The 16,485-nt window shown below is 70.6% G+C and carries 11 protein-coding genes; 3 read left to right on the top strand and 8 right to left on the bottom strand.

Going from position 1 to position 16,485, the window contains the following annotated elements:
* Window positions 1-4: 4 nt before the first annotated feature.
* The 8 genes from qhpE to AC2D8W_RS04730 all read right to left on the bottom strand — a co-directional run bounded on the left by qhpE (window position 5) and on the right by AC2D8W_RS04730 (window position 10,715).
* The gene (qhpE, locus tag AC2D8W_RS04765; RefSeq protein ID WP_484670570.1) at window positions 5-769 is read right to left on the bottom strand and encodes a subtilisin-like serine protease QhpE; all 765 of its coding nucleotides are present in this window, start codon (window positions 767-769) and stop codon (window positions 5-7) included.
* Window positions 762-2,501: an ABC transporter ATP-binding protein gene (locus AC2D8W_RS04760; protein ID WP_484670569.1), complete on the bottom strand. Its 1,740-nt coding sequence runs from the start codon at window positions 2,499-2,501 to the stop codon at window positions 762-764. Before AC2D8W_RS04760 ends, qhpE begins: the two co-directional genes overlap by 8 nt.
* A complete protein-coding gene (locus tag AC2D8W_RS04755; protein ID WP_484670568.1) occupies window positions 2,498-3,547 on the bottom strand; it encodes a hypothetical protein in 1,050 nt (349 codons plus the stop codon). Before AC2D8W_RS04755 ends, AC2D8W_RS04760 begins: the two co-directional genes overlap by 4 nt.
* Window positions 3,548-3,554: 7 nt before the next feature.
* Entirely contained in the window at window positions 3,555-4,652 is a 1,098-nt protein-coding gene (locus tag AC2D8W_RS04750) for a YncE family protein (protein ID WP_484670567.1), read from the bottom strand.
* A gap of 35 nt (window positions 4,653-4,687) precedes the next feature.
* Window positions 4,688-5,032 carry a quinohemoprotein amine dehydrogenase subunit gamma gene (gene qhpC, locus AC2D8W_RS04745; RefSeq protein ID WP_293481596.1) on the bottom strand — a complete coding sequence of 115 codons (345 nt, stop codon included), beginning with the start codon at window positions 5,030-5,032 and terminating at the stop codon, window positions 4,688-4,690.
* Window positions 5,029-6,492 (bottom strand): quinohemoprotein amine dehydrogenase maturation protein, encoded by a 1,464-nt coding sequence (peaB, locus tag AC2D8W_RS04740; protein ID WP_484670566.1) that lies wholly within the window; start codon window positions 6,490-6,492, stop codon window positions 5,029-5,031. The genes qhpC and peaB overlap by 4 nt, the downstream gene beginning before the upstream one ends.
* The gene (peaA, locus tag AC2D8W_RS04735; protein ID WP_484670565.1) at window positions 6,489-8,315 is read right to left on the bottom strand and encodes a quinohemoprotein amine dehydrogenase subunit alpha; all 1,827 of its coding nucleotides are present in this window, start codon (window positions 8,313-8,315) and stop codon (window positions 6,489-6,491) included. Before peaA ends, peaB begins: the two co-directional genes overlap by 4 nt.
* Window positions 8,316-8,558: 243 nt before the next feature.
* Window positions 8,559-10,715 carry a tetratricopeptide repeat-containing sulfotransferase family protein gene (locus tag AC2D8W_RS04730; protein WP_484670564.1) on the bottom strand — a complete coding sequence of 719 codons (2,157 nt, stop codon included), beginning with the start codon at window positions 10,713-10,715 and terminating at the stop codon, window positions 8,559-8,561.
* Window positions 10,716-11,172: 457 nt separating this feature from the next.
* Here AC2D8W_RS04730 and AC2D8W_RS04725 point away from each other — a divergent pair, with 457 nt between their 5' ends.
* The 3 genes from AC2D8W_RS04725 (at window position 11,173) to AC2D8W_RS04715 (ending at window position 16,258) form a co-directional block, all read left to right on the top strand.
* On the top strand, window positions 11,173-13,788 hold the full coding sequence (locus AC2D8W_RS04725) for a TonB-dependent receptor (RefSeq protein ID WP_484670563.1): 2,616 nt from the start codon (window positions 11,173-11,175) through the stop codon (window positions 13,786-13,788).
* A 373-nt stretch (window positions 13,789-14,161) separates the two neighbouring features.
* Window positions 14,162-15,766, top strand: a complete 1,605-nt coding sequence (locus AC2D8W_RS04720) for a flavin monoamine oxidase family protein (RefSeq protein WP_484670562.1) — start codon at window positions 14,162-14,164, stop codon at window positions 15,764-15,766.
* An 18-nt stretch (window positions 15,767-15,784) separates the two neighbouring features.
* Window positions 15,785-16,258: a Rid family hydrolase gene (locus AC2D8W_RS04715; protein WP_293481590.1), complete on the top strand. Its 474-nt coding sequence runs from the start codon at window positions 15,785-15,787 to the stop codon at window positions 16,256-16,258.
* The last annotated feature ends 227 nt before the right edge of the window (window positions 16,259-16,485 follow it).

Below are 16,485 nucleotides of genomic sequence, written 5' to 3'. Positions count from 1 at the left end.
CGTTCTAGCTCGTCGGTCTTCGCGCCCAGAGGCGGTCGTGCAGCGCGCGCACGCGCGCCGGGCCCCGCTCGGCGTCGCCGAGGCCTTCGCAGGCGCGGGCGGCGAAGCCGCTGACCTGGGCGACGGCGAAGCTGACGCCGTAGAGGTTGCGGGACGGCGCAACGCCCGGGATCGGGCGCGGATAGCCGGAGGCCACGACGAGCGCCCGGCCGTCGCGGCGACGCACCTCGTAGACCTCGCGCGGGCAGTCCCAGTCGACGTCGACGCCGACCACGCCGTCCAGCGCGCCCGGATAGCACGGCGCGCCGTTGGCCTGCGCCGCGGCCACGACGACCGCGCCCGCGGCCGCGGCCTCGTCGACGACGGCGGCGAACGCGTCGGCGTGCGCCGGGTTGAGCGAGCCGAGACTGAGGTTGATGACGTCCGCCCGGGCCGCGACGGACCACCGGATCGCGGCGATGAGCCCGGCGGCGCTGGTCTTCAGCGCCCCGCGGAAGACGCGGACGGGCAGGCAGACCGCGTCCGGCGCCTTCTCCTGGATGGCGGCCGTCACCGCCGTGCCGTGACCCAGCCCGTCCAGCCAGACGTCCTCGCCCTCGACCACGCCGCCGTCGGGCAGGACCATCACGCCCGGACCCAGCCGGCCCGCCGCGATGTGGCCGTGGCCCGGGTGGACGCCGCTGTCGATCACCGCGACGACGACGCCACGGCCGGTGGGGCCGGCCTGCGCCGCCGGGGCGAGCCCCGTCGAGGCGTCCGGCTCAGGCATCCAGGAGGTCCGGCGCGCGCCGCACCGTGGCGCGACCCTCGTCCAGGATCACCACCGTGTCGGCCATCTGGGCCAGCGCCGGCTTGTGGGTGATCACGACGATCGTGGCGTCGGGCAGGGCCTCGCGCAGGCCGCGGGCCACCAGGCGCTCGGTGTCGCCGTCCAGCGCCGAGGTCGGCTCGTCGAGGATCAGCACGCTGGGCCGCCGCAGCAGCGCGCGCGCCAGGGCCACCCGCTGCCGCTCGCCTGCGGACAGCGCCAACCCGCGTTCGCCGGTCGGCGTCGCCAGCCCTTCGGGCAGCCGGGCCAGGAGCTCGCCGAGGCCCGCCATCCGGGCGGCGGCTTCGACCTCGCCCGCGCTCGCGCCGGGCATGGCGAAGGCGATGTTGTCGGCGATGGTGGCGTTGAAGAGATAGGGCGACTGGTCGACCAGGATCAGCTGCCGGCGCAGGTCGGCCAGCCTGAGGTCGCGGATATCGACGCCGTCGACGAGGATGCGGCCGGCCTGCGGGTCCTGGTAGCGCACCATCAGGTCGGCCAGGGTGGACTTGCCCACGCCGCTGGGCCCCAGGATGGCGCAGATGCTGCCGCGGGCAATCTCCAGGTCGACGTCCACCAGCACCGGCGCCCGATCGTAGCGCATGGAGACGCCCTCGAAGCGCAGCCCCTGCCTCACGCCGCCCAGCGGCGCGGCGCCCGGCCGCTCGGTCACGTCGGCGGGCGTGTCGAACAGCTCGAAGATGCGCGCCAGGGACACCCGGGCCGCCGCCAGCCCGGCGGTCAGGCCCATCAGCGTCTGGATCGGCGAGAACAGCCGACCCTGGTAGGTGATGAAGGCGACCAGCGTGCCGATCGTCATGCGGCCCTCGATGATCGCGTAGCCCCCGTAGAGGATGACGGCCGAGGTCGAGGCGGTCAGCAGAGCGCCCGGCAGCGCGCCGGCCATGAACGACGTCAGCTGCATGCGCAGCATGGCCCGGACGAAGGCGTTGTTGCGGCTCTCGAAGCGGCGCACCTCGTGCTCGCCGGCGTCCAGCGAGGCGACCACCCGCATGCCCATCACGGTGTCGACGAGCAAGCTGCCGAGGTCCGCGCCGCGCTCGCGCATCTCGCGGGTGATGAGCGTCAGCTTGCGCTGGTAGTGCAGGAAGATCGCCACGCACGCCGGGATCAGCACGACGCCGATCAGGAAGAGCCGCCAGTCCAGCCAGAGCATCAGGGCGACGCTGCCGACCAGCATCAGCACGTTGGACAGCACCGACAGCAGCGTGTCGGCGGTGACGCGCTGGACGTCGCTGACGTCGCTGTTGAGGCGCGACATCAGGTCGCCCAGGCGGAAGCCGCCGTAGAACCGCGGGGACAGGGTCTGCAGGTGGCGCAGCAGCGCGGCGCGGATGTCGAACAGCATCGCCGCGGACGCCGACACGTAGCGGTAGCTGGCGAAGATGTTGAGCCCGTAGCCCACGATGGCCACCGCCACCATCGCCAGCGCGATCTCGACCAGCGCCGTCATGTCCCGGCGCAGGAGCGCGTGGTCGATCATCAGCTTGGAAAGGTACGGCTGCGCCAGGTTGAGCGCCGTCCCTCCGAGGCTGACCACCAGGACGACCAGCAGCGGCCGCAGGTAGGGCCGCAGGAACGGGAGCAGCCGGCCGTAGCTGCGCCAGCTGGCCACGGACGGCTCGCCGGCCGCCGCCGGGTCCGCCGGCGGCGGAGGCAGGGGCCGGTTCAAGCGGCCGCCTCCCGCGCCACGAGGCGCAGGCCGTGCAGTTCGAAGCGGGGCTCGGGCATCCGTGCGAGGCGCGCGGTGCAGGCGTCGAACCCGGCGGCGAGGTCGGCGAGCTGGGCGCGCCACCAGTCGCCCTGGCCGCCGGTGGCGTAGAACTGCGCGCACAGGCGCAGGTGCCGGCGCATGGCGGCCACCATCATGGATTCGTAGTGCAGGCGCAGGGCGTCCGGATCGCCGCCCCCCGCGATCGCGCCGACGACGGCGCTGGCCAGGATCGCCTCGCGCACCGCCTGGGCCGTGCCGTCACCGCAGATCGGGTCGAAGGCGATGGCCGCCGAGCCGCAGGCCAGCCAGTCCGGCCCCTGCAGCGCCGCGAGCATGCGCGGGCTGGTTTCGAACGCGCCCGAGGGCTCGCCGGCCACCACCACGCGGGGCGCGATGTGACGGCTCTGCCGGAGCGACGCCTCGATGTCGCCGCCGACCGCCAGCAGCCACCCGGACGCGGCGCCGGTGGGGATCAGGAACAGCCAGCCCGCCTCCACCGCCTCGATCCAGCAGGCGGACCGGTCGTCCGCGTGCACGAGGCCGACCCGGGCGGCGACGGCGCGCCTTCCCCCGAAGGCCAGCATCCGGCCGGACGGGAACGGCGGGGCGGCGTGGACGGACATGAAGGGCGGCGCGTCCGTCTCGTTCCCCTCGGACGGCGGCCCGCCCAGCGCGGCGTCGAGCTCGCCCTCGGACAGGACGACCCCACCGTGCGGCAGCCGCGCCGGGTCGCCCGGCCCCCAGGCGACGACCCGATGGGTGATGCGCGGCCGGTCGGCGAACAGCTGCGGCCGCTCCAGGACGTCGCGCAGCAGCGCCAGGGCCGCGTCGCTCAGCAGGACGGCCGGGCCCGCCGCGCGCGTCTGCATCGTGCGGACCGTGTCGAAGCCGGCGCGGGCCAGCAGGTCGGCGCAGCAGCCGGCGGCCATCCCCGGGCCCTGGATCGCGACGGTCAGACCCCGCCGGTCCGCGCCCGGCGCCGTCACGCGCGCCTGTCCCGACAAGCCCCCGTCATGGCGTGATGACCATGCCCGAGATGGTCGTGTCGTGGGTGAGCTGCCAGTCGGCGACGGGCCGGAGGGTCTTGGCGTCGTAGACCGCGACGTCAAAGCCGGCGCCGTAGATGTAGAGGCGCTCGCCGTTCCCCGACATGCCGAAATAGAAGCGCCGCCGGCACTCGAACTCGGCCTTGTCGAGCGCCTTGTTTTTTTCCAGGTCGAAGCGCCAGAACTCGCAGCGCTGGTTGCCCAGGTCGCCGTTCACGGCGACGGTGTAGCCGCTCTTGCCGTCGGGGGTGACCTCCAGCCCGGCCAGGGCCTTGGGCGACGGCCCGATCGGCGTGAAGCTGAACTGGCGCGTGTCCAGGTCCAGCCGCGCGATCCCGAAGACCTTGTTCTGGATGTACGGGTCCTGCGTCTCGAACAGCGAGACGAACTGACCCGGGGTCTGCAGCCGCCCGACCCCGCCGCCCAGGCTGACGTCCTGCATGCCCGGGAAATCGGGCTTGGAGAGGTCGAAGTGGTCGACGGTCTTCAGGTCGGCCGTGTTGACCACGATCACCTTGTCGCGGAACGCGTAGAGCGTCTTGCCGTCGGGCGAGAGCATGAGCTGGCCGCGGTAGGTGAACTTCTGGTCGTCGGCGTCCAGCTCGGCGCTCCGGACGACCTTTTTCTCCTGAAGGTCGACCACCATGAACTGCTGCTTGCTGATCCGGTACGAGTCGACGCCTTTCTCGATCTTCGTGCCCAGGATGTAGAAGTGGCGCCCGCTCCGGTCCGGCACGCCGCCGCTGAAGCGATAGGTCGTGGTGGGCGTGTTCAGGCTGAGCTTGTTGATGATCTTGCGCGTGGCGAGATCCATCACCTCGATGCCGCTGGTGGTCAGCGTCGTCGCGTAGAGCAGCTTGCCGTCGTCCGAGAGCCGCATGCTCGTCGGCAGCCCGGTCTTGAGGTCGATCTCCTGGGTGACCGAACCCTTGGCCTCGTCGATGACCATGAGGTGGTTGGGGTAGCCGCCCAGGAACATGGTCCCCGCCTGCGCGGCGCCGAGCGCGGCGGCCGACCAAAGGGCGGCCGCGCCTAGGGCAAGTTTGGGCCAGTACGTCCTCATGCGACGGGCTCTTCCTCGGAGAGTGAAACGGGGCGTCACGGGAAGACCAGGTCCAGCTTGCGCCAGTCCTTGGTCGCGATGGCGCAGTTGCTGGCCCAGTCGGGCGAGTAGTTCACGTGGTCCGGCACCTGGACCGGCCAGAAGCAGGTCACGTAGCAGTCGTAGATGTCCCGCTCGACGGGCTGGCAGAGGCCCGCCGTGCCGCCGCCGGCGTCGACTTCCCACCCGGGCGAGAACGACAGCGCGCAGCCCATCGGCACGTGCGGCTTGGGGGGCGGCGGCGGCTGCTGCTGCTGCAGGGCCACGACGTCCTCCTCGATCATCGAGGCCGCCTGGTCGATCCGCTCCGCCTTCCGATTGATCGGCCGAAGATGCTTCATGACAGGGCCTTCCGTTCAGCGAAGTGTTCGAGGAACTGGGGGTTCTGCGCGGCGACCGCGCCGTAGATGCGCAGGCAGGTGTCGGTCCACTGCCGGATCCAGTCGCAGTAGTGGAGGTTGGCGTGGCCCGTGTCGCCGTAGCGGACGAAGGCCTCGTGATGGCAGCCGCCGGCGCACAGCGGCCGCGCCCAGCAGGTCGCGCACTCGTACTTGGCGCTGACGTGGCCGCGCGCCAGGAAGTCCTCGCGCTTGGCGGCGTCGACGCCGCTGGAGACGTGGCCCAGGGTGTGGGTGTCGGCGTCGGTGAACCGGTGGCAGGGCGACAGGTCGCCCGACGGGCTCACGCCCAGGAGGCCCAGGCCCGCGCCGCAGGGATGCGACTTGTTCACGCCCTGGATCAGCTCGCCGATCGTCTCGCTGACGTTCGAGAAGCCATGGCGCCGGCCGCGCAGGGCATAGGCCAGCCACTCGTCGGCGAGCTGGTTGAACTGGTCCAGCACGCTGTCCATGTCGGGGTCGGCGATCGCATAGGCCTGGTCGCCGTTGCTGGTCACGGGCGCGAAGCCGACCTCGTCGAAGCCCAGGTCGTCCTTCAGGTGGCGGTAGATCCGGACCACGTCGGTGACGCCGTCGGTCAGGGTGACGCGGGCGGTGATGGCGCGGGTCTTGTGCCGGGCGATCAGCTTGCGCAGCTTCGGCTCGATGATGCGGTAGGTGCCGCGGCCGCGCTTGTCGACGCGGCGCAGGTCCTGCAGGTCGGGCGGCCCGTCCATGCTGACCGTCACGCCGATCTCGTTGTCGGCCAGGAACGCGATGATCTCGTCGGTCAGCAGGGTGGCGTTGGTGGTGAGGCTGAAGCCGATGCCGCGGCCCTGGGCGGCGGCCTGCTCACGGGCGTACTCCACCACGCTCCGCAGCAGCTTGAAGTTCATCAGCGTCTCGCCGCCGAAGAACGTGATGTGCACGGCCTGGCGGCCCGCCGACTGCGCCAGGAGGAAGTCGACCGACGCGGTCGCCGTCTCCAGCGTCATGTACTTGGGCTTGCCCTCGGGCGTGGCGATCTTGTCGGCGCCGAACTCGTAGCAGTAGGTGCAGGCCAGGTTGCACTGGTTGGTGATGTTGAGCACCAGCGCCTGCAGCGGGAAGTCGGCCGGCGGGCTGGTGGGCTGGGCCGAAACCGGCGTCACCGCGTCGGAGACGATGCCGCGCACGTACCGCAATTCGGCGATCAGCTCCTCGGCGTCGCTGCGCGCGTGGCCGTGCTCGACCAGCGCCGCGACGAGCTCGCCGTGCGACATCTCCCGCTCGCCGAGCTGGCGCAGCACCGCGCAGGCCCCGTCGTCGAGCGCGAAGATCGCGCCCGCGGAGACCAGGTAGACGAACGCCTGGCCGGCCGCCTGGAACTCGTGCAGCTCGCCGCGGCGATAGCGGGTCGCCGCCATGGAGGTCATGGTGGTCATCGGGTGATCTCCGCCTGGTCCCAGCGCCGGTAGGTGGGCACGGTGACCACGAGGTAGGCCTTGCCGACGAGCGGCTTGCCGAACCGATCCTTCGCGTCCCTGGCGGTCGCGACGACCCAGACCTCGCCGTAGTTGTTGCGGCTGAACCGGCGCTTGGGGTTGGGCCCCTCGGTGGACGGCGTGAACAGGGCCGACGAGCTCAGCACGCCGACGTAGCTCGTGTCGTCGTCATAGGTAACGGTGTGGAACTCCTCGAGGCTCCAGGTCACCGGCACCGGCCCGATCGCGACGTCGTCGTCGGTCCTCGGCTTGCCGTCCGGGCCGTTGGCGTAGCCGGTGACCTCGAACTGCTCGTAGCCCTTGTCGTACTTGAGGCCGCCCAGGCGGGCGAGCCCGGTCTCGGGCGTGACCTTCAGGTAGTCGACCTTGTCGTAGACCGGCAGCGCCTTCACCAGGACCGAACCCTTGACGGCGACGTCCCGCTGACCCGGCAGCGCCTTGTCGGCTACGTCCGCGGTCACGACCAGCTCGCCCGGGCTCACCGAGACGACCTTCGTCACGGTGACGCCGGCCCCCAGGTCGACATCCCGCGGCGTGACGGTCTTCGGCAGCGCGTCGCCATAGATGCGCACGGTCACGCCCTTGGCGCCGGCCTTCAGGGCCGCGGGCGAGACGGCGGCCACGGTCGGATCGGCCGACGCCCGGGTCAGGGTCACGTTGAAGCCGAACTCGTGATAGGCGCCCCAGAACCAGCGGCCCTGCGCCAGCTTCATGTCCGGCGAGAACCACATCACCTCGCGGTCGGCGCCCTTTGGATCGTCGGGCTGGCTGGCCGAGCCGCCGTCGGCGCTGCCGCGCCAGCTGTAGCCGCCGTACATGACCCCCTGGCCCTTGCGGTTGATCTGCGCGCCGGTCTCCAGGGAGCGCAGGCTGGCGGTGGTGACGAAGCGGTCCGGGTCCGGGCCGGGGCTGATGGTCATCTCGCCGAGGTAGCGGCCCTTGCCGGGCAGCGTGGCCGAGACAAGCCACCGGCCTTCCAGGCGCGCCGGCCGGATGCGCGGCTTCCAGGCGGCCCACTCCGGCGTGTGCAGCGGCGCCTTCTCGGCCAGCCAGTTGAGCGCGACCTGGCCCGGGAGCAGCGGCTTGCCGTCGGGGCCGGGCGGCCCGGGCGGGGCGCCCTGCGGGGGGCGGCTGTACTGCGCATCGGCCTGGGAATAGAGCGCCACGTGCATGTTCTGCAGCAGCGCCCACTCGCGCTTGCTGCGCCGCGACGACAGCGGCTGCGCGAAGGCGTGGCAGGCGGCGCAGGCGTGCCGCATCGTCTCGTTGGGGATGTTCGTCTCGTCCTGGATCCGCCGCTCGACCAGGTACATGACCGGCTTGGCCTCCTCGGGTGCGAGCCCGTGGTAGGCGCCGAGGTACTGGACGATCCGGCGCGCCTCGTCCGGCTGGACCGGGGCGCCGTGCAGCTTGACCATGCGCTTGATGGTCTGCGCCCAGAGCTCGGGCGTGGCGCGCACCCAGGAGATCCGCGACAGGTTGCCCTTGGCGTCGGGCGCATGGCACGTGCCGCACTTGCTGGTGGTCAGCGGGTCGGTGACCGGAATGCCCGGGTCGGTCTCGGTCCAGTCGACGGGGTCTGGGCCGAGCGGCTTGCCGCCCGTGACCTGCGCCCCGACCACCGTGGCCGAGAAGACGCCCGCCAGCGCCAGCGCCAGCGGCCACGCGCGCCTTCGGAGCGGACTTGCCGTCCGCGCCGGCGAACGTCCCGGATCGTCCTGGCCGCCCTCCGGCGCGCCGACACCGCTCTGCGGGACGCTCATCTCGAAATGACCCCCTTAGCCAGTCCGGGAGGGTCCCCTCGACCTCCCGCACGACAAGCGGGGCGGCCAGGGCGCGCCTCGGTCAAGCGGCTTTCAGCGGGACCCGGCCCGGCAAGCTTGACTGCAGCGCAAACTGCCTAAGAAGCGGCAGCAGACCGCGACGCGGCGCCTAATTCTTCCACGCCGGACCAGCCGACGGCGCGCCGAATCCGGACTCGGAATGGGGGCCTGCCGGCGCCGCGGTCAGCCCGAATCCGCAGCCGCGCCAGGCGCCAGCCACGCCGCCCAGTCGGCCGGCGGATCGGGGTAGGCCGGCACGACCGGACCCAGCGCCTCGACGAGCGGTTCCAGCCAGGGCTCGAAATTCTTCCAGTGCTCGACCCCGTCGGTGAAGATCGGCCGGCGCACCTGCTCGGAGCTCGCGGTGCGGACCGCGCGGTCGTTGTTGTGGAACTCCAGGCAGCCGGGTTCGAACGGCAGCCCCAGCGCGTCCAGCAGCCGCCGCACCTGCGCCTCGGTGTCGGCCACCATGTGCTCGTAGATCACCCGGTGAACGGCCCCGGGCGCGGCCTCGTCGTAGGCGGCCATCAGCGCCACGTAGTCGCGATAGTACCGGCCGATCTCGGCGAGGTCGTACGAGAACGCCTGCCCGCGCGCGAAGTGCTGCTTCCAGCCCGAGACGCAGCAGCCCAGCGGATGGCGCCTGGCGTCGACGATGCTCGCGTTGGGGAGGATCAGCTTGATGAGCGCGACGTGCTGCCAGTTGTTCGGCATCTTGTCGACGAACCGCGGCCGGCCGCTCTGCCGGTGCACCCGCGTGCGCTCGATGTACTCCTCGCCCAGCCGCGCCCGGTCGGCGGGCGACAGCGAGGCGACCATCGCGCGGAAATCCGGGAACTCGCCCTGGTCCACCCGCGACTGCAGGCGCCCGGCGATCATCATCATCTCGGGCAGCTCCATCGTGCCTTCCACCTGGCTATGGCTGGCGAGGATTTGCTCCACCAGGGTCGAGCCCGAACGCGGCAGGCCGACGATGAAGATCGGGTCAGGCGCCGGGCATCCGCCGGCCCCCATCCGGGCGAGGAACGGCCGGGTGATCGCCTGTGCGGCGTCGCGCACCTCGGCGGCCAGGCCGTCCGGATCGTGCAGCACCATCGTGCGCCGCAGCCTGTTGCCCAGGTCGTAGTGGCGGAACGCGGCGGCGTAGTCCCCGGCGTCCTCCCGCGCCTTGGCCAGCGAGAAGTGCAGGTGGAAGACGTCCTCCTTGCGCTCGGCCGCCACCAGGGCCAGCGCCGCCAGCGCCGCCTCCATCGCCGCGGCGTCCGCCGCGTCCAGCCTCACCGTCTTGAGGTTCGCCAGGCTCCACCAGGCTTCGCCCATCGTCGGCTGCCGGGCCACCGCCTCGCGGTAGGCGCGTATCGCATCCGCCTGCCGGCCCAGGGTCTTCAGCACGTGGCCGAGGTTCTGCCAGACCTGCGGCTGGTCCGGCTGCTGCGCCAGCAGGCGCTCGTAGATGTCCCCGGCTTCGGCCTGGCGCCCCAGCCGCACCAGCACCGAGGCCATGAGCAGGTCGTGGGCCGGGCTGCGGATCGGCGACCCGGCCAGCGCCTGGGCCTGCTCCAGCGCCTCGGGCAGGCGATTGGTCTGCATCAGCAGGCGGACTAGGAAGTCGCGGGCCAGGTCGAAGCCGGGCGCGATCTCGACCGCGCGCTCGACCCGCGCCAGGGCCTCGGTCATGTCGCCCCGCCGCCAGCTGACCTCGCCGAGGAGACGGATGGCGGGCGCATCGTCCGGCGCGCGGCCGAGCCGCTGGGCCAGGATCCTCTCGGCCTCGTCGAGGCGCCCGTCCTTCATGGCGAGGGCGGCCTGCAGCAGGTCGGGGTCGTGCGACGCGGCGTGGACCCCGGAGAGGTCGGCGCGCCACGCGTCCATGGCGCGACCCGCCGCCCGCAGTTCCTTCGCCAGCCGGAACCAGGCGGGGGCCGCCATCGGCTGCAGGCGCGTGAGGGTCTCCAGCGCCGCGATGGCCTGCCGGCCCTGGCCCGCGTCGCTCGCCGCCCCGGCCAGTTCCCAGAGCACGGCGGGCGCTCTCGCGTGCGCGCGCGCGAGCATGTTCAAGCGCTGCAGCGCGGCTTCCGGCTGGCCCAGGCGGCGCAGGGCCTGGCAGGCGAGCAGTTCCGCCGGCGGCAGCCCCGGGGACTGCCGCAGCAGCGCTTCCGCCCGCGCCAGCGCCGCGGCCGGCTGGGTCTCGAGCAGCGCGGCGATCTCGGCCTGGATCGACGGCGCCCTGGCGGCGGGGCCGGTCATGGCGGTCATGGCGGCGTGGTCCTCCCCGCGCTGGGCGGCGACGCGCCTCGCGGCCGCCCAGCGCATCCGGCCGTGCGGACGAGTCCCGATCAACCGCCGCCTCGTCGGCCCGGTCGGAGCGGGTCCGATGGCAAAGCTCTTGGGCACCCGCGCACAAAATTCCGACATCTGCTTGGGCTGGGACGGTGTCGGGGCGTCGCGGACCTGGGATTCCCAGTGCAGCCCGCTTGACAGCGCCGAAACCCGCTCAGCCAATCTGAATTCAGAAATGTTCGCGGAGTGCTGCGTCCGCGAATTCTGGCGGATTCAGGATGTGTCCTGGACGTCCCGCCTCGGCGGTTGATATTCCGGAGATTTTATCTTCGGCGACGAAAATCTGTGACTTGCTCCACCTTGGGTTTCGCCTGACGCGATTGGGGAATGCGTCATTTTGAGCAAGCCGCAAGAAAACAAGAAAACACAACGCAAGGGAGAAACTTGGCATCAGGATTTGGGGGATATCGAAGTCATGAAATTGCAACCGGCGTCAAAAGCGACGCGCCTTCTTTGCTTGCTTGCGGCCACCACCTTCCTGACTCCGCTCGGCCTTGCCGAGCGCGCCTCCGCAGAGACGGCGGCCGAGGCGGCCGACGCCGCCGACGAGAGCTCGGAAGGCGCGCTGCTGGGCGAGGTGATCGTCACGGCGACCCGTCGGGCGGAGAGCATCCAGAAGGTGCCGATCTCGGTGCAGGCGCTCAGCACCGAAAAGATGGCCGAGCGGCAGGTGAAGAGCCTGTCCGACGTCGTCACCCTGCTGCCCTCGGTCTCGTTCGCCGGCCTCGGGCCGGGCCGCCAGACCACCTACTTCCGGGGCATCGTCCCGGCCGGCGGCACCTACGCGTCCGTGGGCTACTACCTGGACGACATCCCGATCACCGGCGTCGGCGTCCCCGATATCCACGTGTACGACCTGGAGCGCGTCGAGGCGCTGTCAGGCCCGCAGGGCACGCTCTACGGCGCCGGCTCGCTGTCCGGCACCATTCGCTTCATCACCAACAAGCCGAAGATCGGCGTGTTCGAGACGGGCTACGACGTGGAGGCCAACAAGTACGGGCCGGGCTCGGTGGGCGGCCAGCTCGAGTCGTTCGTGAACCTGCCGGTGAACGACACCCTGGCGGTCCGCGGGATGGCCTACGTCCGCCGCGACGGGGGCTACGTCGACAACACGCCGAACAACGGGAAACTGAACGACGGGCGGTCCTCCGTCCTCACGCTCGGGGACAACAATCCGGCGACGTCCTTCACGCTCGACAACTCGGCGATCGCCGATGACAACTACAACACCATCCGCGAGTTCGGAGCGCGGCTGGTGGCGCTGTGGGAGGTCGCGCCCGGCTGGGAGGTCACCCCCCAGGTCACCGCCCAGTACCAGACCGCCAATGGCTACTTCGGCTACGACCCGCGCCTGGGCGACCTCGAGGTCCACGACTACGACCAGACCAAGAACGACGACCGCTGGTACCAGGCCCAGCTGGCGGTCCACGGCCACATCGGCGACTGGGAAGTGGTCTCGGCGACCGGCTACCACCAGCGCCGGACCAAGCTGCTCAACGACTACACCTACTACACCGTGACCTATGACGGCTTCGGGCCGGGGTACGAGAACTACCTGCAGTTCTTCGACCGCAGCGGTTGCACGGGCACGGGCGCGACCCTGCGCTGCACGAAGTTCCTGAACCCGACCCAGTACTTCCACGGCCTGACCTACCGGGACAAGTTCACCCAGGAGGTCCGCGTCTCGACGCCGAAGGACTGGCCGTTCGACGTCACAGTCGGCGCCTTCTACCACTGGCAGAAGCAGCAAAATAACACCTACTACGCCATCCGCGGCCTGGATCAGATCGTGGGCTACACCCGCGCGGGCGGCGGCGACAGCAACCCGGCCGGCCTCGGCATTCCGGTGGCCAACGGGGGCACCATGATCCTGGGCACCCCGGCGGTGAAGGAGGACGGCTTCTACATCGTCGAGACGGACCAGATCTATCACGACAAGGCGCTGTTCGCCGAAGGGCACTACAACATCACGCCGAACCTGAAGCTCACCGCCGGCATCCGCTATTTCAAGACGGACTACACCATCAAGGGCTTCGCCGGCGTGATGGCCTCGGCCCTGAACACCACCACCTCGCTGAACGTGCCGACCAACACGCGCGGGTGCGTGCTGCCGCTGCCCAAGAAGCGGCTGCAGTGCCTCAACACGAACTTCGCCGCGGCGGACCAGGTCGGGCGCTACGACGAGAGCGGCGAAACGCATAAAGTGGCGCTGGACTGGCAGTTCACGCCGACCAAGATGGTCTACGTCAACTACTCGACCGGTTTCCGGCCCGGCGGCTTCAATCGGCCACTACGCATCCGCAACATCGGCGTCGCCTCGGTCGATCCGTTCAAGTCCGAGAAGCTCACCAACTACGAGCTGGGCATCAAGACGCTGTGGAACGACATCTTCCGCTTCAACGCCGCGATCTATTACGAGCAGTGGGACAACATCCAGTACTCGGTGGTCGTCTCCGGAGCCCAGGGCGCCGGCATCACCGGCAACGCCGGCAAGGCGCGGGTCTACGGCGTGGAGTACGACGCCGACCTGAAGCTGGGGAAGGTCACCATCTCGTCGTCGGGCGCCTACAACGACGCCGCGCTCGACGGCAATTTCTGCAACTTCGCCTTCGATGCGACGAGCCGGGCGATCACCCAGCTGTCCTCCTGCGCGCTGGGCCAGACCGTGCCGGGCTCCAGCCCGCCGACCCCGCAGGTCGCGGCCGCCGACGGCACGCGGCTTCCGCGCCAGCCGAAGTTCAAGGGCACCACCTCGGTCCGCTACGACACCGACTACGGCGACTACACGGTCTTCCTCCAGGGGGCGGCCCTCTACCAGACCGGCGCGACCCAGGATCTGAACGTCTTCAACAACAACCTCCTGGGCAACACCGGCGGCTTCGTCACCTTCGACATGTCGGGGGGCGTGAAGAAGGACAACTGGAACTTCAACGTCTTCATCCAGAACGCCTTCGACCGCCGGGGCCAGCTGACCCGCAACACGTTCTGCTCGATCACCTTCTGCTCGGGCTCCTCGCGGGCCTTCCCCATCAAGCCGCAGTTCTTCGGCGCCCGCTTCGGCCAGCGGTTCTGACCGGACGCCAGCGGAGGGCCCCCGAGACGAACGGGGGCCCGTCCGCGACGGCGGCATGATCAGCATCCTCGCGCCGCCGGCGGACGGCTTGCCAGGCGCGGGCCGGGTATTGATCACGGACCCTAGAGCATCCTTCAGCCCGAACATCATCAGGCGACTGCCTTCTTCCTTTAGGGATACATTTGACTACTCGGGTGACGCGCAGATGTATCTTTGACGTCTGCGCCGAAATGCCCATTCCGTCGCCAAGGGCGCCGGTTTGCGCCGCAGAATCCGGCCGGCCGCCTTCGCCCGATGGGCCGCCGCTTGCGCCGCCCGACCCTGCCGATCCGACTTGCCGTGTCGCAGGGGCGATCAGGACGCGGAGTGGATCATGGGCTTCAGCCGTCGCAGCTTTCTCCATCGGCTCGGCGCGGTCGGCGGCGCGGCGGCGACCTACTCGGCCATGGTCAGCCTGGGCCTGATGGCCGTCCCCGCCCGGGCCGGGCCCATGTCGCTTCCGGCCGGGCTGGGTCGGGGGCGAAGCGTCGTCATCCTGGGCGGCGGCATCGCGGGCCTCGTCGCCGCCTACGAGATGGAGCGCGCCGGCTTCACGGTCACCCTGCTGGAGGCGCGCGACAGGCTGGGCGGGCGAAACTGGACGCTGCGCAACGGCTCACGCATCGAGATGGTCGGCGAAACGACCCAGACCGTGGCCTTCTCCGACGGCCTCTACATGAACGCGGGGCCGGCCCGCATCCCCAGCCACCACGAAGGCCTGCTCGGCTACTGCTCGCGCCTGGGCGTGCCCCTGGAGGTCGAGATCAACTCCAGCCGCAGCGCCTACATCTGGTCGGCAGGATCCAACGGCGGCAAGCCGATCCAGATGCGGCAGGGCGTGAACGACACCCGCGGCTACATCTCCGAACTGCTGTCCAAGGCGCTGAGCCGCGGCGCCCTGGACCAGGACCTCTCGGCCGAGGATCGCGAGAAGCTTCTCCCGTTCCTGCGCGCCTACGGCGACCTGGACGAGACCGGCGCCTTCCGCGGGACCGAGCGCTCGGGCTTCGCACAGGTTCCGGGCGCGGCCGGCCAGTTCGGGCGGTCGCGCGAGCCGCTCCCGTTCCGCGAGCTGCTGGCCAACGAACAGCTCCGCGCCACCCTGTTCGAAGACCAGCTCTACATGCAGGCCACCATGTTCCAGCCCGTGGGCGGCATGGACCGCATCGTGGCCGGCTTTCAGCGGGCGATCACCAGTCCCGTGCGCATGAACGCCGAGGTGCTGGAGATCCGCCAGTCCCCCGGCGCCGTCGCCGTCACCTGGCGCGATCGCGTGCGGGGCACGACCGAAACGGCTCAGGCCGACTTCGCCGTGGTGACGCTCCCGCTCAACATCCTCGCGGGCGTAGAGTCCAACTTCGACAAGCCGGTGAAGGCCGCCATCGCCGGCGTGCCCCACGACTACTCCAACAAGATCGGCTTCGATGCGCCGCGGTTCTGGGAGAAGGACCAGATCTACGGCGGCATCTCGTTCGTCGGCGGCGAGACCAATCTCGTCTGGTATCCCTCCAACGGCCTGCACACCGCCCGCGGCATGCTGCTGGCCTGCTACGGGTCAGGACGCGCCGCCAAGGGCTTCGCAGCGCGGCCGATCGACGAGCAGATCGCCATCGCCAGGGGCGTGGTGGCGCGCCTGCACCCCGGCCACGAGGCCGACCTCTCCGCCCCCGCCGTGGTCAACTGGAGCAAGATCCCCTTCAACCTGGGGCCCTGGCCGGCGTGGGGCGGGCGCGGGGGACAGGAAGGCCATCTCGACGACCCGGCCTATCGCCTCCTGAACCTGCCGCATGGGCGTGTCTATTTCTCGGGCGCCCACCTGTCGCAGATGCCCGGCTGGCAAGAGGGCGCCGTCCTGTCGGCGCAGCGCACCTTGAACCTGATCGCCGAGCGGGTTTCAAACTCGGTCGCCGAGGGCCGCGCCCGGGCTTCTGCGGCCTGACCCTCGAGGAGACTCCCGATGCGCCACCTGCTGCCTTCCGCCGCCCTCGCCCTCGCCGCCCTGGCCGGCGCTGCGCAGGCCGAGAATGTGCACGTCAATCCGCAGAACGGCTTCATCTCGCAGGCGGTGAAGGTCCCGGCCGGCTCCGAGACGCTCTACGTCAGCGGCATCACGCCCGACACGGTGGCCGGCGCGCCGTCGACCGCGCCTTTCGGCGACACCAGGACCCAGACCGCCAGCGTCCTCGGCAAGATCGGCGCGATCCTCCAGGGCCAGGGCTATGGCTGGGAAGACGTCGTGATGATGCGCGTCCTGCTCGTCGGCGACCCGGCAAAGGGCGGCGGCATGGACTTCGCGGGCATGATGGAGAGCTACAACGCGATCTATCAGCCGCTGAAGAAGAAGCCCGCGCGCATCACCTCCCAGGTCGCCGCCCTGGTCCGCCCGGGCATGATGGTCGAGATCGAAGTCCAGGCCGCCAAGAGCCGCTGAGGGCGGGATCCGCCGGCCCGCGGCGTCGAACGGCAGGGACGCCTCTGCGCCAGGCACGAACCGTTCGGCATCGCGCCGATCCCAGGGGCGCCTCAGGCAAGCGAAGCCTTCGCGCTGAGTTCCGCCCTTGCGGCATCGTACTCGCTTCGCAGACGCGCGATCAGCTCGCCAGCTCCGAGCACGTCCCTGACGGCTCCAATGCCCTAGTTCATGTCCCTATGCCTCGC

It is taken from the genome of Phenylobacterium sp. T106 (assembly GCF_057219735.1).
This window is presented reverse-complemented; position numbering and strand designations above follow the sequence as displayed.